Source organism: Novosphingobium mangrovisedimenti (genome assembly GCF_025153475.1).
GTDB classification, from domain to species: Bacteria; Pseudomonadota; Alphaproteobacteria; order Sphingomonadales; family Sphingomonadaceae; genus Novosphingobium; species Novosphingobium mangrovi_A.
Window position 1 is genome coordinate 360,494 of the sequence record NZ_JANZXA010000002.1, and the last position, 16,191, is coordinate 376,684.

Consider the following 16,191-nt stretch of genomic DNA (forward strand, 5'->3'; position numbering starts at 1 on the left):
GCACAGCCGTCCGCAAAGTCCCGCCTAGAGTTCGATCATGATCCTGATCTTGTCGGGCGTCGTCTCGACAACGGCGGCGATCTGGTCGCGGCAGCGCGCGATTAGATCGGGCAGCCCCGGCACGGTACGGCTCGGGCGCAGTTCGGCAACGGTCACCTCGAGGGCTTCGGCGATGGCCTCCAGCCGATCCTCGATCGGACGCGCCCGGCCCTGTTCCCAGGCCCAGACCGTCGGCTTGCTGACACCGAGCCGGGTGGCCAGTTCGCCCTGGGTAAAGCCCCGCAGCTTGCGCAGACGATGCAGCCGCTCGCCAAGGCTTTCGCCCCCGATCGCGGCAGGCCCGGCAGGAATGGGTGCGGGACCGATCCCGGCTTCGTTCTGGACGGCACTGCGCAGTTGCGCGGCACTGAGCGCCGCCGGCGAGAGAGGAGCATCGAATGCACAGCCATAGAGCCGGCCGCTGGCCCAGACGATCCGCGCGCGAACAGTACCCGCCTCCGGAAGGTGCAGATCGATGCTCTCGCCGATCTCCAGTTCTTCGTGCGTTTCGAGCAGAAGGCCGGTTTCCGAGACGTTGTGCACGAGCACGCGCGTCGCATGTCCCGTTTCCAGTGCCCCTTGCGTTTCGAGCAGCAGCCTGCGCCGCTGCGCCCGGGGTTGGGCCTCGGTGCCCTTGGATTCTTCGAAATGCGCCGGAATCGGCATGATTCTGTCTCCTGAGGAGGCATGAATCGTCAGGCCGCCGAGTTAAGATTCGGTTAGCGAACCGGTTAAGCCCGTCCGCATCGCACGGGGCGCTAAAGCTCCCCTTATCCCCGGCAAAGCCATTCTGGTTGGCACTGCAAGGCATTCACAGCCATTTCCCCATGCATGAAAGCGAATCTCGACCTTACCGGCCGTGCCGCCCCCGTTGGCACGGTTCACCTTGTCGGGGCAGGCCCGGGCGATCCCGACCTGCTTACCCTGCGCGCGGCGCGGCTGGTGATGAACGCGGGCCTGATCGTGCACGACGGCCTCGTCGATCCCGCGATTCTCGCCATGGCGCGCCCGGGCGCGCGCATGGTCTCGGTCGCCAAGAGCCGCTCGCGCCACACGATGAAACAGGATGCGATCAACGCGCTGCTGGTCCGCGAGGCGCTGGCCGGCCACGATGTCGTGCGCCTCAAGGGCGGCGATCCCTTCGTGTTCGGACGCGGCGGCGAAGAGGCCGAGGCCTGTCGCGCCGCCGGCGTTCCCGTCGAGGTCGTGCCTGGCATTTCCTCGGCACTGGGCGCCGCGGCGGCCGCGCAAATCCCGCTGACCCACCGCGACCATGCCTCGATCGTCTCGTTCGTCGCCGGCCAGTGCAAAGGCCTGACCGATCAGGACTGGTCCGGTCTTGCGGGCAAGGGACGCACTCTGGTGATCTTCATGGGCCTCGCCACCGCAGCGCAGATTTCGGAAAAGTTGATCGCCGATGGGCTGACGCCCGACGTCCCCGTCGCCGTGATCGAGAAGGCGACCCGTTCCGACATGCGCGTGCTGCGCAGCCCGCTCGCCGGCCTTGCCGATCTCGTCGAAGGCGAGAAGGTGCAGAGCCCCGCGCTGATCGTCATCGGCCATGTCGCCGCACAACCCGACAACACCATTCGCGAAATGGCGCTGGAAACCGGCGCGCTGGAGGCAATACAGTGAAGATCCTGACCGGCAACGACCTCAAGACCGGAGCGGTCATCTGGTGGACCGGCGTGGGCTGGTCGCTCGACGTCGACAATGCCGCCGACGTCGGCGAGCACGGCGCCGCCGTGATCGCCCGCGAGGAAGGCGCGCAGAACGTCTTCGCCGCCTATGTCATCGATGGCGAGAAGACCGCGGAAGGCGTGCGCCCCGCCCATATCAAGGACCGCATCCGCGCGCTCGGCCCGACCGTGCGCCCCGATCTGACGCGTAAGGCCTCCGACCCCGAAGCCGTGAACTGGGTGATCTGATGTACAAGTACGATGAATACGACCAGCAGATGGTCGACACGCGCGTCGCGGAATTCCGCGACCAGGTCCGCCGCCGCCTCGCCGGTGACCTGACCGAGGAACAGTTCCGCCCGCTGCGCCTGCAGAACGGCCTCTACCTGCAGCTGCACGCCTACATGCTGCGCGTCGCGGTGCCCTATGGCACGCTGAACTCGGCGCAGATGAAGGTGCTGGGCGACATCGCGGACAAGTACGACCGCGGCTACGGCCACTTCACCACCCGCCAGAACATCCAGTACAACTGGATCAAGCTGGAGGACACGCCCGACATCCTCGCCGATCTGGCGAAGGTGGAAATGCATGCGATCCAGACCAGCGGCAACTGCATCCGCAACATCAGCTCCGACCAGTTCGCGGGCGCCGCGGCGGACGAACTGATCGATCCGCGCCCTTATGCCGAACTGCTGCGCCAGTGGTCGAGCTTCCACCCGGAATTCCTGACACTGCCGCGCAAGTTCAAGATCGCGGTCATCGCCAGCGACACCGACCGCGCGGCGATGCGCCTGCACGACATCGGCATCAAGATGGTGAAGAATGCGAATCCTGAAAATGGGGGAGGCGAGATCGGCGCCCAGTTCTATGCCGGTGGCGGCATGGGCCGCACCCCGATGATCGGCCCGATGATCCGCGAATTCGTGCCACTGGACCAGCTCATCACCTATTCGGAAGCCTGCCTGCGCGTCTACAACCGCTATGGCCGCCGCGACAACAAGTACAAGGCGCGCATCAAGATCCTCGTTCACGAACTGGGCAGGGACGAATACGTGCGCCAGGTCGAGGAAGAGTTCCGGCACCTGCTTACGCAGGGCATCGAACCGCCGCTGGCCGAACTGGAGCGCATCAAGCCCTATTTCGCCGACCCGGCCTTCGAAACCAGTCTGTCCGACGATCTCGATCTTTCCGATCCCGACTTCCGCCTGTGGGTGGAGCGCAACACGCACGCCCACAAGCAGTCCGGCTACGTCATCGCCACTGTCTCGCTGAAGCCCGTCGGCGGCATTCCGGGTGATGCCAGCGCGGACCAGATCCGGCTGATGGCGCAGCTGGCCAAGGATTACAGCTTCGACGAGCTGCGCGTCACCCACGCCCAGAACATCGTCTTCCCGCACGTGAAGAAGGCCGATCTCTACACGCTGTGGCAGAAGCTGGACGACGCAGCGCTGTCGACGGCCAACCTCGACACCGTTGGCGACATCATCGCCTGCCCCGGCCTCGACTATTGCAGCCTCGCCAATGCCCGTTCGATCCCGGTCGCGCAGAAGATCTCGCAGCGTTTCGGTTCGCCCGAGAAGCAGGCCGAAATCGGCGAGCTGAAGCTCAAGATCTCGGGGTGCATCAACGCCTGCGGCCACCACCACGCGGGCCACATCGGCATCCTTGGCGTCGACCGCAAGGGCGTGGAGAACTACCAGCTCCTGCTCGGCGGGAGCGAGGGCGCGGACACCTCGCTCGGCAAGATCACCGGGCCGGGCTTCGACGAAGACGGCATCGTCGATGCCGTGGAGAAGGCCACCCAGGTCTATCTGTCCAAGAAGCAGGATGGGGAGCGCTTCCTCGACACCTACCGCCGTATCGGCATGGATCCGTTCAAGGAGGCTATCTATGGTTGACGTCCAGTTCCGGTTCCGTGACGACGAGGCGGTCAACGATTCCGCCGTCACCGTCGGCGCCTTCACCGAGCAGACCAATGCCACGGCGGTGCGGATCGAACCGGGCGACGATGCCCGCGATCTGATCCCCTTTCTGGAGCGCCTGCGCCTGATCGAGGTGAATTTCCCCGCCTGGACCGACGGGCGCGGCTATTCCTCCGCCCGCGTCCTGCGCGAGGCAGGCTTTACCGGCGAGATCCGCGCCGTGGGCGACGTGGTGATCGACATGCTGAGTCACCTCAAGCGCTGCGGCTTCGACGCGTTCGCGCCGGACAAGCCGCTCAACCCTGTCGATGCGCAGAACGCGTTCGACCGGTGGGACAATGTCTATCAGGCGACTGCCGACGGCCGCCGCCCGATCTGGGCGCTGCGGCACACGGCCTGAAGCCCGTGACAACAACCCATCGTCATGGCGAGGAGGCGAAGCCGACGAAGCAATCCAGAGCGAGCGTGAACCTCACCTGGATTGCCGCGCGACCTGTGGTCGCTCGCAATGACGAAGAGTTGGCGACTTTTGAGGGGTACACCCAAGGATTACCGAGATGAACGAAGCGACACGCATCCGCGACCGCATCGACACCGGCCCTCGCTTTGCCGAGGCCGATGCCGTGCGCCTCAACCGCCTGTTCCGCGGCACCGATACGACAGAAATGCTCGAGACGATGCTCAAGGAACGCATGGCGGGCGATGTCGCCATCGTGTCGAGCTTCGGCGCAGAGAGCGCGGTGCTGCTGCATCTCGTCAGCCAGGTCGATCCCACAGTGCCCGTGCTGTTCCTCGAAACCGGCAAGCATTTCCCGGAAACGCTGGCCTACCGCGACCAGCTCGTCGAACGCCTGGGCCTGAAGGACCTTCGCGACCTCGCCGCGGATCCCGGAGAACTGGCGAAGAAGGACGAAACCGGCCTGCGCTGGTCCTACGACCCGGACGGCTGCTGCGAGATCCGCAAGGTCAAGCCGCTGGCCAAGGCCCTGCTCGGCTTCGACGCCTCGATCACCGGGCGCAAGGCCTTCCAGGCCTCGACCCGCGCCACCCTGCCCCGCTTCGAGATCGACACGACCGACGAACAGGGCCGCCTCAAGATCAACCCGCTGATCGACTGGTCCGCCGAACGGCTTGCCGCCTATATCGAGGAGCACGACCTGCCTCCCCACCCGCTGGTGGCCGAAGGCTATCCCTCGATCGGCTGCATGCCCTGCACCAGCAAGGTCGCGCCGGGCGAAGATCCCCGCTCGGGCCGCTGGCGCGGCTGGGACAAGACCGAATGCGGCATCCACGTGCCGGGACAGGGCGACGGCGGTTCGAGCGAACTGCCGCCGGGCTTCGATCCGGTATTCTGAGGCCGTCTATCCCAGCATGTCCCTGATCCACCACCACGGCAGGTAGGGACGTTCCAGAAGCTTGTCCGCCGCATAGGGCCACCAGCCCGGTCCGAACGGGCAATAGAGACGCACCGGCACGTCCAGCGCTCTGGCGACCTTGCGCGTCCGGTGGCCGGGCAGACCACGCAGCTGCTCCAGTTCGCACGGCGTTCCCGCTGCCAGCAATATCCGCAGCGCCTCTTCGGCAAGAACCGGATCGTGACTCGCGACACCCACCGGCGCCCTGCGTCCGGCCAGGGTGCGGGCCAGGTCGAGGTAGGCAGCCGCTATGTCCGGCACATCACCGCCGGGGTCGGCCCATTCGCCCTTGATCAGCCGGATGCGCATCGGCGCGTCGCGAAACCGCGCCGCATCGGCGACGCTGCGCCGCCAGCGCGCGGGCAGGGCCACGCCTACGGACGGAAACTCGCCCGCCATCCATTCGGCAAGGTCGAGCGTCTCCCCCGCCTGCTGGTGCGTGAGAGAATCGAAAACGACAGTCATTCCCGCCACGCTGGCGGGGCCGGCAACGGCACGCAGGTTCGCCTTGTCGAAATAGAGCGGCGGTGCCTTGATCGCGAGGCAGGTGCCCGGCGAAGGTCCCTGCCCGGCAAGGTCCCCGCAGGCTTCGACGATCCCCGCCGCCACTCCGTCCCAAGCGCCGAAGTAGCTGAGCGTCGCGGCGATCCCCCGCCGTTCGAGCCTGCGGCTGCCCCGGGCCGCCGCCGCCGCGTCCGAGACCGGCGCCAGCGCCTCCACCGTACGCGCAAGGACCGTACGCAGCCGGGTCGAAAGCCCCACGCTCATTTCGCGCCCCGGCGCAGGGGAAGGCGATGCCAGGCCCAAATGGTGACCTCGGCCGCTAGCGATGCAAGGCCGCGCACGTTGAACGGATAAGTCTGCACGCGCAGGCAGGGCGTCGCCTCCCGGGTCCAGACTTCGGCAATCCAGGGTTCGACCTCGCCCAGCAGTTCGACACCTCGCAAGCCTCTCGCCATGACATCCGCCAGCGCATGGAGCATCAGCAGATTGCCCGGAGAGCATCGGGAAAAAGCCTGATCGAAGCCGATCTTGAACAACCAGTAGCGCTGCTGGAACTCAACGGCGAGATGCATCGCCACGGCCTTGCCGTCGATGCGCATGAAGGCGATCCGGCAGTTCCCGTCCTCGCATGCTCCCAACAGGAAATCGTGGAAGAACGCCGCTTTGACGGCATCGGTGCCCAGCGCCGTCCCGACCTCCCCTTTCCAGCTTCGCTGCTCGACGGCGACGGCCTGCTCGAACAGGCCGTCGAACGTTTCGGGCGACGGCACATGCATTTCGAACGAGACCTCGCCCAACGCCTCCGCGCGACGTCGGGCCCTGCGAAAGTCAGAACGACGCCCCGCGTTGAAACGTTGCGCCGGATCTGTTTCGCCCTCTTCGAACGCGATGGTCGGGCTCGCCTGCGCCGGACGCGTGACAATCAGGCCCCGTCCCTTCATCGCCGCCGCCAGCGCGGGGATCAGCGGCGAATGGGCAGGTACGCGATCGAGCCGCAGGGGCCGCGACAGGCGGGCGAGCTTGCCGGCCAGCCGCGCGACGGCCCCGGCATCGCGGCAGAGCGCATCTACCGGTTCATAGACCTGCCGGGCGCCCGCCCCGTGCCAGCGGCGGAACCAGCCACGCCGGCGGCAAAGCGGCAGGATCGCGACAGGCTCGTCCTTTTCGAGGACCGCGACGACATCGAGCACCCGGTCGGCCATCATGGTTTCGGCCAGTGCGGCATGGAAGGCGAATGTCTGCGACGGCAGGCTACCGGAGGCTTCGAGGCGCCGCCAGCCCAGCCGCATGCGCGAATCGCACGGCAGGCCTTGCGCGCGGCGCCATGAAGCGCAGCCCGCCGGTTGCCCGCCCGGCATTCCCATCCGCGGTTGCTCGTGCCGCATGGCCCTCATCGGTTTTTCGCGACACGATCGCCGCCTCTTTCGCACCCTCCTTAGGCGAAAACTGCTTATCCGTGGTTAAGAGGCCCGTTACGCGGCCTGCGCGTGCGTCAGCCGATCATCATCAGGCTAGCATTGCCGCCTGCCGCCGTAGTGTTGATGGAGGTTGACACTTCCTCGAGCAGCCAGATGCCGTTCGGCCCCGCATCGAGGTGGACCGGAACGAGAGGTCCGTCCATGGCCGCCACGGCTTCGCAAGCCGCGCAAACGGCCTGCGTGCCTCCCTCTACCAGACATGCGGCGAAAGCCTCGGTCTCGTCCGGACGGAACCGCGCGGCAATCTCGGCGGGCAGCCCTCCGGGCAGCTCCATCCCCTCTACCGTGGCGCGATTGCCGGTGGCCAGCACGGCAATCATCTGTTCCAGCAGGCCCGACCGGCTTGCCGGCAGCAACAGCACTCGTCCTCGCGGATGAAGCGCATAGAGGTTGCGTTCGCCCACCGGACCGGGCAGCTCTCGCTTGATCCCCAGCGCCGATGCTTTCCCCAGTGCACGGGCCTTTTCGGCGGCGGACGCATCACCCTGCCCGTCGAGCCACTCCGCGAAAACCTCTACCAGCGCAGCCGGCTGTGCCGAGGATTCGAGAACCTGCGGCGCCCGTTGCACCAATCGCCCCAGATAGAGCGGCCCGCCCGCCTTGGGGCCGGTGCCCGAAAGCCCGCGACCGCCGAAGGGCTGGGAACCCACCACCGCGCCGATCGTGTTGCGGTTGACGTAAAGATTGCCCGCGCGAACTTGCGAAGTCACGTCGGCCACAGTGCCGTCGAGCCGCGTGTGCAGGCCGAACGTGAGGCCGTAGCCGGTTGCGTTGATCTGCCCGATCAGCGCGCCGAGGTTCTCACGCCGGAAGCGCAGGACATGCAGCACGGGCCCGAAAACCTCGCGCTCCAGCTCTGCTATAGAGCCGATCTCGATGATCGTCGGCGCCACGAAGGTTCCCTCCGTGACCGCATCGGCCGGCACGTCGAACTGAGTTATGCGGCGACCTTTCGCCCGCATCGCCTCGATATGGCGGACGATGGTCCTCTGGGCTTCGGCGGTGATGACCGGGCCGACATCGGTAGCGAGCCGGTCGGGATTGCCCACGCGCAATTCGGCAAGCGCGCCCTTGAGCATCTCCAGCGTGCGATCGGCCACGTCCTCCTGCAGGCACAGCACGCGCAGCGCCGAGCAGCGCTGGCCAGCACTGTCGAAGGCCGAGGCAATGACATCGCCGACCACCTGCTCCGCCAGCGCGGAGGAATCGACGATCATCGCGTTCTGCCCGCCCGTCTCTGCAATCAGCGGGATCGGCCGGCCTTCGGGCGAGAGGCGCCCGGCGAGCTGGCGCTGGATCAGGCGGGCGACTTCGGTCGAGCCGGTGAACATGACCGCCGCCACGTCCGACGCGGCCACCAGCGCGGCGCCGACGTCGCCCTCGCCGGGCAGCAGTTGCAGCGCATCATGCGGCACGCCGGCCTCGTGCAGGATACGCACCGCCTCGGCGGCGATCAGCGGCGTTTCCTCGGCAGGCTTGGCAAGCACCGCATTGCCCGCGACGAGCGCGGCGGCGACCTGTCCGGTGAAGATCGCCAGCGGAAAGTTCCACGGACTGATGCAGACCACCGGCCCCAGCGGTGCTTGTCCGGGGCCGAAAGTATCGCGCGCCTGTCGGGCGTAGAAGCGCAGAAAGTCGATCGCCTCACGCACTTCGGCCACGGCATTGGCAGCCGACTTGCCCGCCTCGCGCATCGCCAGCCCCATGAGTAGGCCCATGCGCTGCTGCAGAACCTCGGCCGCGCTTTCAAGGATGGCGGCCCGCTCGCCCACCGGAACACGGCCCCATTCACTAGCGGCAGCGCGGGCAACGGCAGCAGCCGCTGCCTTGGCAGACGCGTGGACCACGGTGCCAACATGGTCGCGGTGATCCGCCGGGTTGCGGACCGGACGCGTCGACCCCTCGCTCCCCTCGGGGCGAGCGGTCCAGTCATGGTTCCCCGAAGCGCGCAGGGCCTGCGACAGCGATACCAGCGCCAGTTCGTCGGTCAGGTCGATACCAGCGGAGTTGCGACGACCGGGGAAGATGTCAGCAGGCAGCGCAATCCTGTCATGGCGCGCGCCGGGCTGCTCCATCGCGCGCACGACATCGACAGGATCGGCGACCAGCTCTTCCACCGGAACCGCCGGATCGCCGATCCGGTGCACGAAGGAAGAATTCGCGCCGTTTTCCAGCAGGCGGCGAACGAGGTAGGCCAGCAAGGTCTCGTGCGTACCCACCGGCGCATAGATGCGACAGGGCCGGTCCAGCTTGCCCGCGCCCACGACCTGCGAATAGAGCGCCTCGCCCATGCCGTGCAGGCACTGGAACTCGTATCGGCTGGCCGTGAAATCCGGGCCAGCCATGTGGTGGATCGTCGCCAGCGTCTGCGCATTGTGCGTGGCGAACTGCGGGAATACTTCGTCGGGTGCCGCCAGCAGTTTCCGGGCGCAGGCGATATAGGCGACGTCGGTGTGGACCTTGCGGGTATAGACCGAAAAGTCCGCCAGCCCGTCGACTTGCGCGCGCTTGATCTCGGCATCCCAGTAGGCGCCCTTGACCAGCCGGACCATGATCCGGCGGCCCGCGCGCCGGGCCAGGTCGACGATCCAGTCGATCACCATCGGGCAGCGCTTGCCATAGGCCTGGACGACGAAACCCAGCCCGTTCCAGCCCTTCAGGTCGGGATCGAGCGCGAGGCTTTCGAGCAAGTCCAGCGAGAGTTCAAGCCGGTCGGCTTCCTCGGCATCGATATTGAGGCCGATCCCGTATTCTCGCGCCATCAACGCCAGCGCTTTCACGCGCGGCAGCAGTTCGGCCATGACCCGCTCGGCCTGCGACCGCGCATAGCGGGGATGCAGCGCCGACAGCTTGATCGAGATGCCCGCCCCCTCGTAGATCCCTTTGCCCGCAGCAGCCGTCCCGATCGCATCGATGGCGTTGCGGTAATCGGTGTAGTAGCGCGCGGCATCGGCCGCCGTCGTCGCGGCCTCGCCCAGCATGTCGTAGCTATAGCGAAAGCCCTTGGCCTCCCAGTCGCGGGCGCGTTTCAGCGCCTTGTCGATGGTCTCGCCGACGACGAACTGCTCGCCCAGCATGCGCATGGCCAGATCCACGCCGCGGCGGATCGCCGGTTCGCCAGCCCGCGCGATCAGGCGCGTGAGCGCGGCCGAAAGCCCCTTGTCGTCAACACTGCCAACCAGCTTGCCCGTGACCACCAGCCCCCATGTCGCGGCATTGACGAAGAGCGACTTGCCCCCGCCCAGATGGCCACGCCAGTCGCCGCCGGCGATCTTGTCACGGATCAGCGCATCGCGCGTGGCGGCATCGGGAATGCGCAGCAGCGCTTCGGCGAGGCACATCAGCGCCACGCCTTCCTCGCTCGACAGCGCATATTCCTGAACCAGCGCCTCCACCCCACTGCCCTTGCGCTCGGCCCGCAAGGCCATGACCAGCTTCGCCGTCGTCCCGCGAATGGCCTCTCGCATATCGTCGGGCAGGCTTGCGGCCTCGAGCAGCCGTGCAAGGCACTGGGCCTCGTCGCAGCGCCGGGCATCGGCAATCGCGCGGCGAAGCGGCGACAGGTCGCGCACGGGAGGCGCAAATGCGGCAAATGGAGCGGTGTTCGTCATCGATCACAGCTTACACTAGAGACGATTGGCAAGTCGTCTTTTCAGTGGCAAAAAACAGATCGATTTGCCTTATTTTTTGCCATCATCCGGACTAATCATATGTCTCATGGAATAGAATCAGTTGATCTGGATAACCTGGACCGCAAGATCATCGCCGTCTTGCGCGAAGACGGGCGGATCACCGTCACCGATCTGGCAAAGCAGGTGGGCATGTCGAAAACGCCCTGTCAGGTGCGCATGCGCAGGCTGATCGAAAGCGGCGTGATCCGGGGCTTTCGCGCCGTGGTCGATCCGGCCAGTCTCGGGCTCGACCATGTCGCCTTTGCCGAGGTCAAGCTGTCCGACACGCGCGAACAGGCGCTGGCCGAATTCAACCGCGCCGTGCGACGCATTCCCGAAGTGGAGGAATGCCACATGCTCGCGAGCAATTTCGACTACCTGCTCAAGGTACGCACAGCCGACATCCGCCGCTACCGGGTCGTGCTCGGCGAGAAGATCTCCAGCCTGCCCCATGTCGCCAGCACATCGACTTTCGTTGCGATGGAGACGGTAAAGGACATCGACAGCTAGGCACCTGCCCGCGCGGGGATGACGGGATTGTGCGTTTCAGGCACCCCGGTCAGGCGGGCCGTACCGCCGTGACCTTTGCCGTCCCGAACATACCCATCTTGCACTTGCCAGTGATGGTGTCGGCCGAAGCCTGAAGATCGTACTTCAGCGTGACCTTCATCGGCTTGTCGACTTTCACCTCGAACTTCATGCGGCCGTCCTCGAACGTGCCGCCCGCAAAGTCCTGCTGCCCTTCGGGCGCCGAGAGATAGCCCGCAAGCGCGGTGCCGTCGGTCTCGAAGTGCGCAAGGAAGGTCTGTCCGCCCATCGGGGCCTTGAGCGTCATGTCCCAATCGCCGTCGATGCTGATGGCAGCGGGCGCCGCCGCCAGAGCGGACGTATCGGCAACAGGCGCGGCTGTCGTTTCGACCGGAGCAGCCGGTGCCGGTTCGGCATGCGCCTGATGGCCCGAAACGTCGCGCTGCTCGATCACGTCGAGAATGCGCGCGGGGGTGAGCGGCAGCGTTACTTCGCCCTTTTCGCCGCCCAGTTCGCCAAAGGGCGAAAGCGCATCGGCAATCGCGTTCACCAGCGTCGGCGGGCCGATGATCGCCCCGCCCTCGCCCACGCCGCGCATGCCACCAATGGTCTGCGACGGAGTGTTGGCGTGCAGGTATTCGAAATCCGGCACGTCGGAAATCGTCGGCATCAGGTAGTCCTTGAACGTCGCTGCCAGCGGATTGCCGCGCGCGTCGTAAGGCATCTCTTCGAGCAGGACCTGTCCGATCGCCTGTGCCAGACCGCCCGCGATCTGACCCTCGACCACGCCGGGATTGATCACGGTGCCGCAGTCCTCGGCGCTGATCCAGCGCAGGATCTTCACGAAGCCGGTCTCGGCATCGACCTCGACCACGCAGCAATGCGCCGCGCTGGTCATGGTCATCGGCGGCGGCTGGTAGCGGAACTGGGCTTCGAGCCCGCTCGCCATTCCCTCGGGCAAGCGCGCCGGTTCGCCATAGGCGATCTCGGCCAGTTCCTTCAGCGAGCGCGACATTTCGGGCGCGCCTTCGACATGGACCATGCCGTCCTCGATGGTGACGGCCTCCGTGCTGGCGTTGGAGAGGTGCGCGGCGACCGCCTTGACCTTGTCCGCCAGCAGTTCGGTCGCCTTCCACGTCGCGCCGCCCGCGATCACGCCCTGACGGCTGCCCGCAGCGCCGGGGCCGAAGGCGCCGATGGCACTGTCGCCCTCGAACACCGAAATGTCCTCGTAAGCGACGCCCAGCCGGTCGGCGATGACCTGCGCCATCGTCGTGGCCGTGCCGTGGCCCTGCGAATGGGTGGAGAGCATGGCGACGACCTTGCCGGTCGGCTCGATGCGCAAGTGCACCGTCTCGCCCGTCATTGGCTGCATCTGCCCGGCCGAACCGGTCGGCTCGATATAGGTGGCAATGCCCATACCGAGATAGCGGCCCTCCTTGCGGGCCTCCGCCTGCTCCTTGCGGAAGGCGGCGATGTCGACATTGGCGACCAGCTTTTCGAGGCACTCGCCCGGGGTGATGTCCGTCACCTCGATGCCCAGCGTCGAGGTGACGGGCTGATCGGGCAGGTAGATCAGGTTCTTGCGGCGCACTTCAACCGGGTCGAGGCCCATCTTGCGCGCGGCCTTGTCGAGCGTGGTTTCACGGATGAGCGATTCCATCGCCCAGGGCCCGCGATAGCCGCCCAGCCCCATGGTGTTGGTGAACCAGCCCCGCGTCACGAAGCCGTAGGCAGGCATCTTGTAGGCCGGCCACATGAACATGTGCACGGCGATGTTGGAGTCTTCGCCCATGGGCCAGGCGCCGTTGTTGCAGGCATAGTCGGACCAGCCCGCCAGCAACTTGCCCTCATCGTCGAGCCCGAGCGTCAGGGTCACTTCCTGCTCGCGCGCATGGCTGGAGGCCGTGAGCGCCTCGTAGCGGTCCTCGATCCACTTGAGCGGACGGCCGAACAGGCGCGCGGCGACGACCACCGCCACTTCCTCGCGCCAGGGAATGTTCTTGAGGCCGAAACCGCCACCCACGTCCTTGGCGATGACGCGGATCGATTCCTGCGGCATGCCCAGCGCGTGCGCCACATAGCGCGCGGCGAGGTGCGGGCTCTGGCAGCCCATCCACACCGTCATTTCCCCCGAACCCTCGGGCGAGGCGACGCAGGCTCGGCATTCCATCGGCGACTGGGCAATACGCTGGTGGCGGATCGTGTGGGTGACCACATGCGGCGCCTTGTCGAGCAGCGGCTGGATGGCTTCTTCCAGCATGTCCGCATCGCCCATTTCGGCAGCGATGTTGTCGTCCCTGTCCGGATGGACGAGCGCGCCAGTCTTCGCGTCGGCAATGGTGACGAGCGGGGTTTCCTCCTCGATCTCCAGCTCGACCAGCGCGGCAGCGTCTTCCGCCTGCGCGCGACTTTCGGCGATGACCATGCAGACCGGATCGCCGACGCAGGCCACACGCCCGTCCGCCAGCAGCGTCACCGGGCTCTCGATGGGCGTGAAAAAGAAGCTCAGCATCTGCACCGGGATCGCTGCGAGATCATCCTGCGTGTAGATCGCCTGCACGCCGGGCATCTCGCGCGCGACGTCGAGATTGATCGACACGATCCGCCCACGCGCGACGGGGCTGCGGACATAGGCGATATGCATCATGCCCGGCAGCTGGATGTCGTCGGTGAACTGGCCGCGCCCGGTCAGCAGGCGGGCGTCTTCCTTGCGCGGAGTACGCTCGCCGACATAGCGGGTGGCGCCGACGCTGCTCGCGTGAAAGTTCATGCGTGCTCTCCTGCAAGCTGCCTTATCGCGCGGCGGATGCCCTGATAGCCGGTGCAGCGGCAGACATGGCCGGACATCGCCGCTTCCATATCGCTCGTCGTCGCGGCGGGATTGTCCTCCAGCACGGTGGCCAGCGTGATCGCCACGCCCGGCGTGCAGAACCCGCATTGCAGGCCGAAGTTGTCCTTCAGCGCCTGCTGCACGCGGTGTAGCGTGCCGTCGGGCGCGGCGAGGCCTTCGACAGTGGTGATCTCGCAGCCATCAGCCTGCACGGCCAGCATCAGGCACGAACGCATGGCCACGCCATCCACCCGCACCGTGCAGGCGCCGCAGACGCCGTGCTCGCAGGCAAGGTGCGTGCCGGTGTAGCCCAGCTCCTCGCGCAGGAATTCGCCCAGGCTGGTGCGCGCCTCGACCGCCGCGGTGTGGCGGTAACCATTGATGGTGAGATCGATCTTGTGCTCGCTCATGCGGCGCTCCTGATGTCGAGGGCCTCGCGCAGCGTGCGGGCGAAGATGCGCTTGCCGACAGTGCGGCGGTATTCGGCGCTGGCGTGGTGATCGTCGAACGGCGCGGTATCGGCCACCGCAAGCGCGGCAACGGCATCGGCGTCGATTGCGGTCAGCGCCTGACCGACCAGCGCGCTTTCGGCCTGCCGCGCACGGACCGGCGTCGGCCCCATGCCGAACCATGCGATCCCTGCTCGCGACACAGTGCCGCCTTCCAGCGCCAGAGCGCCGACCATGCCGACCAGTGCGAAGTCCCCGGGCCGCTGCGCCACCTCGCGGAACAGCACGACATGCCCGTCCGGCCAGTCGGGATAGACGATGTCCGTCACCAGTTCGTCGGGCTCAAGCACAGTCATGTAGGGGCCGAGGTAGAATTCCTCCGCCTTGACGCTGCGGCTGCCGCGCACCGAGGCAATCTCGATCGTCGCGCCGAGCGCCACGGCCGTTGCCGGCATTTCCGCCGCCGGCTCTCCCAGTGCGACCGAGCCACCGACAGTGCCCCGATTGCGTGTCTGGTAATGGCCGACATGGGCCAGCGCACGCACCAGGGCCGGCAGATACTGCGCCAGCGTTTCGTCCTTCAGCGCATCCGCCTGACGCGTTGCCGGGCCCACGCGCGTTGCGCCGTCTGCACGGCTAACGCCCTTGAGCTCGGCAATACCGTTGATGTCGACGAGGATGAAGGGCTGGCTCATTCGCAGGTTCAACAGCGGCATCAGCGTCTGCCCGCCCGCGATCACCGTCGCGCCGCCACCCGCTTCGTCGAGCACGCGGCAGGCTTCGGCCACGCTGGTCGGCCGGACGTAGTCGAAAGGCGCCGGCTTCACGTGCGGCCTCCCCGGCGTCCCGCCTCGAAGGCGGCCGCTGCCGTGACCACCAGCAGCACCGCGACGAGGAGCAGCCCCCCGCCCCGCACATGCATCTGCCCCAGCGTAAAACCTGCGGTCAGTGCAAGGACCAGAGCCACGACCCAGCCCCACAGCGGAGCGGGTGCAGCCGCCGGCACCGCCGTGGGAACCGTCACCGTGACCGGGACCACCTCTGCCTCGGTCACGGGGGCAGCAGCAGCCGGAGCCGCTCCGCCGCCACTCACCACTTCGCCGAATTTTGCGAAGAACTTTCCCGCAAGGTTCTTCGCCGTTGCATCGATGATCGGCCCGCCGAGCTGCGCCATGCGCCCGCCGACTTCCGCCTCGACGTCATAGGACACCAGCGTCCCGCCGCCCGGCGCTTCGGACAAGCGCACTTTCGCACCGCCCCTGGCCGAGCCGGCAATGCCGCCGTTGCCCGAACCGGTGATGGTGTAGCCATTGGGCGCGTCGATATCGGAAAGCTGCACATTACCTTTGAAGCGCGCGCCGATCGGCCCGATCTTCACTTCGGCCACGGCCACGAAGCGGTCCGCCCCATCGCGGTCAAGGCTCTGGCAGCCCGGGATGCACTGGGCGAGAACGGCCGGATCGTTCAGCGCCTCCCACACCTTCTGGCGCGGCGCGGCAATTCGCTGCTCGCCCGTCATCTGCATTCGCGTCTCTCCCCAAGGTCATAACAGCATGCGTCGACCGTATTCCGGACGCGCATCGGTGCACGGATAGAACGCCGAAACGCCCCGCGATGCAACCACTATGAGTGACAATAGATCATATTTCCCAGAATACCCAGTCATCGCCGCC

14 protein-coding genes are annotated in these 16,191 nt (G+C 66.7%); 6 read left to right on the forward strand and 8 right to left on the reverse strand.

Features of this window, described 5'->3' with window-relative positions; all coding sequences use genetic code 11:
* Positions 1 to 24 precede the first annotated feature (24 nt).
* A complete protein-coding gene (locus NZK81_RS05195; RefSeq protein WP_260044543.1) occupies positions 25 to 705 on the reverse strand; it encodes a helix-turn-helix domain-containing protein in 681 nt (226 codons plus the stop codon).
* A gap of 165 nt (positions 706 to 870) precedes the next feature.
* On the opposite strand from NZK81_RS05195, the gene cobA reads away from it, so the two are divergent.
* From cobA to NZK81_RS05220, 5 genes are all read left to right on the forward strand, one after another.
* Positions 871 to 1,674 carry a uroporphyrinogen-III C-methyltransferase gene (cobA, locus tag NZK81_RS05200; RefSeq protein WP_260044545.1) on the forward strand — a complete coding sequence of 268 codons (804 nt, stop codon included), beginning with the start codon at positions 871 to 873 and terminating at the stop codon, positions 1,672 to 1,674.
* A complete protein-coding gene (locus NZK81_RS05205) occupies positions 1,671 to 1,967 on the forward strand; it encodes a DUF2849 domain-containing protein (RefSeq protein ID WP_260044547.1) in 297 nt (98 codons plus the stop codon). Before cobA ends, NZK81_RS05205 begins: the two co-directional genes overlap by 4 nt.
* Complete coding sequence (locus tag NZK81_RS05210) at positions 1,967 to 3,616, forward strand: nitrite/sulfite reductase (RefSeq protein ID WP_260044548.1); 1,650 nt, start codon at positions 1,967 to 1,969, stop codon at positions 3,614 to 3,616. The genes NZK81_RS05205 and NZK81_RS05210 overlap by 1 nt, the downstream gene beginning before the upstream one ends.
* Positions 3,609 to 4,040, forward strand: a complete 432-nt coding sequence (locus NZK81_RS05215) for a DUF934 domain-containing protein (RefSeq protein ID WP_260044550.1) — start codon at positions 3,609 to 3,611, stop codon at positions 4,038 to 4,040. The genes NZK81_RS05210 and NZK81_RS05215 overlap by 8 nt, the downstream gene beginning before the upstream one ends.
* 157 nt (positions 4,041 to 4,197) lie before the next feature.
* Complete coding sequence (locus NZK81_RS05220; RefSeq protein ID WP_260044551.1) at positions 4,198 to 4,995, forward strand: phosphoadenylyl-sulfate reductase; 798 nt, start codon at positions 4,198 to 4,200, stop codon at positions 4,993 to 4,995.
* A 6-nt stretch (positions 4,996 to 5,001) separates the two neighbouring features.
* Here NZK81_RS05220 and NZK81_RS05225 read toward each other — a convergent pair whose 3' ends face one another.
* The 3 genes from NZK81_RS05225 to putA all read right to left on the reverse strand — a co-directional run bounded on the left by NZK81_RS05225 (position 5,002) and on the right by putA (position 10,648).
* The gene (locus tag NZK81_RS05225; RefSeq protein WP_260044553.1) at positions 5,002 to 5,823 is read right to left on the reverse strand and encodes a proline dehydrogenase family protein; all 822 of its coding nucleotides are present in this window, start codon (positions 5,821 to 5,823) and stop codon (positions 5,002 to 5,004) included.
* A complete protein-coding gene (locus NZK81_RS05230; RefSeq protein ID WP_260044555.1) occupies positions 5,820 to 6,923 on the reverse strand; it encodes a GNAT family N-acetyltransferase in 1,104 nt (367 codons plus the stop codon). Before NZK81_RS05230 ends, NZK81_RS05225 begins: the two co-directional genes overlap by 4 nt.
* 128 nt (positions 6,924 to 7,051) lie before the next feature.
* Positions 7,052 to 10,648, reverse strand: coding sequence for a trifunctional transcriptional regulator/proline dehydrogenase/L-glutamate gamma-semialdehyde dehydrogenase (gene putA, locus NZK81_RS05235; RefSeq protein WP_260044557.1), 3,597 nt, complete (start codon positions 10,646 to 10,648; stop codon positions 7,052 to 7,054).
* A 99-nt stretch (positions 10,649 to 10,747) separates the two neighbouring features.
* Here putA and NZK81_RS05240 point away from each other — a divergent pair, with 99 nt between their 5' ends.
* Positions 10,748 to 11,218: an Lrp/AsnC family transcriptional regulator gene (locus NZK81_RS05240; RefSeq protein WP_260044559.1), complete on the forward strand. Its 471-nt coding sequence runs from the start codon at positions 10,748 to 10,750 to the stop codon at positions 11,216 to 11,218.
* A gap of 49 nt (positions 11,219 to 11,267) precedes the next feature.
* Here NZK81_RS05240 and NZK81_RS05245 read toward each other — a convergent pair whose 3' ends face one another.
* Genes NZK81_RS05245 through NZK81_RS05260 form a run of 4 tightly spaced genes read right to left on the reverse strand, consistent with a single transcriptional unit; the run spans position 11,268 to position 16,043 of the window.
* Positions 11,268 to 14,009 (reverse strand): xanthine dehydrogenase family protein molybdopterin-binding subunit, encoded by a 2,742-nt coding sequence (locus NZK81_RS05245; RefSeq protein WP_260044561.1) that lies wholly within the window; start codon positions 14,007 to 14,009, stop codon positions 11,268 to 11,270.
* Positions 14,006 to 14,479, reverse strand: coding sequence for a (2Fe-2S)-binding protein (locus tag NZK81_RS05250; RefSeq protein WP_260044563.1), 474 nt, complete (start codon positions 14,477 to 14,479; stop codon positions 14,006 to 14,008). Before NZK81_RS05250 ends, NZK81_RS05245 begins: the two co-directional genes overlap by 4 nt.
* Positions 14,476 to 15,345: an FAD binding domain-containing protein gene (locus NZK81_RS05255; protein WP_260044564.1), complete on the reverse strand. Its 870-nt coding sequence runs from the start codon at positions 15,343 to 15,345 to the stop codon at positions 14,476 to 14,478. Before NZK81_RS05255 ends, NZK81_RS05250 begins: the two co-directional genes overlap by 4 nt.
* Complete coding sequence (locus tag NZK81_RS05260; RefSeq protein WP_260044565.1) at positions 15,342 to 16,043, reverse strand: SRPBCC family protein; 702 nt, start codon at positions 16,041 to 16,043, stop codon at positions 15,342 to 15,344. The genes NZK81_RS05255 and NZK81_RS05260 overlap by 4 nt, the downstream gene beginning before the upstream one ends.
* Between the last annotated feature and the right edge of the window lie 148 nt (positions 16,044 to 16,191).

What these genes read in the sequence shown, in the direction of transcription:
- cobA (WP_260044545.1), top strand. Translation starts at nt 871, where the DNA reads ATGAAAGCGAATCTCGACCTTACCGGCCGTGCCGCCCCCGTTGGCACG.
- NZK81_RS05215 (WP_260044550.1), top strand. Translation starts at nt 3,609, where the DNA reads ATGGTTGACGTCCAGTTCCGGTTCCGTGACGACGAGGCGGTCAACGAT.
- NZK81_RS05230 (WP_260044555.1), bottom strand. Translation starts at nt 6,923, where the DNA reads ATGGGAATGCCGGGCGGGCAACCGGCGGGCTGCGCTTCATGGCGCCGC.
- NZK81_RS05195 (WP_260044543.1), bottom strand. Translation starts at nt 705, where the DNA reads ATGCCGATTCCGGCGCATTTCGAAGAATCCAAGGGCACCGAGGCCCAA.
- NZK81_RS05225 (WP_260044553.1), bottom strand. Translation starts at nt 5,823, where the DNA reads ATGAGCGTGGGGCTTTCGACCCGGCTGCGTACGGTCCTTGCGCGTACG.
- NZK81_RS05245 (WP_260044561.1), bottom strand. Translation starts at nt 14,009, where the DNA reads ATGAACTTTCACGCGAGCAGCGTCGGCGCCACCCGCTATGTCGGCGAG.
- NZK81_RS05250 (WP_260044563.1), bottom strand. Translation starts at nt 14,479, where the DNA reads ATGAGCGAGCACAAGATCGATCTCACCATCAATGGTTACCGCCACACC.
- NZK81_RS05240 (WP_260044559.1), top strand. Translation starts at nt 10,748, where the DNA reads ATGTCTCATGGAATAGAATCAGTTGATCTGGATAACCTGGACCGCAAG.
- NZK81_RS05220 (WP_260044551.1), top strand. Translation starts at nt 4,198, where the DNA reads ATGAACGAAGCGACACGCATCCGCGACCGCATCGACACCGGCCCTCGC.
- NZK81_RS05260 (WP_260044565.1), bottom strand. Translation starts at nt 16,043, where the DNA reads ATGCAGATGACGGGCGAGCAGCGAATTGCCGCGCCGCGCCAGAAGGTG.
- putA (WP_260044557.1), bottom strand. Translation starts at nt 10,648, where the DNA reads ATGACGAACACCGCTCCATTTGCCGCATTTGCGCCTCCCGTGCGCGAC.
- NZK81_RS05210 (WP_260044548.1), top strand. Translation starts at nt 1,967, where the DNA reads ATGTACAAGTACGATGAATACGACCAGCAGATGGTCGACACGCGCGTC.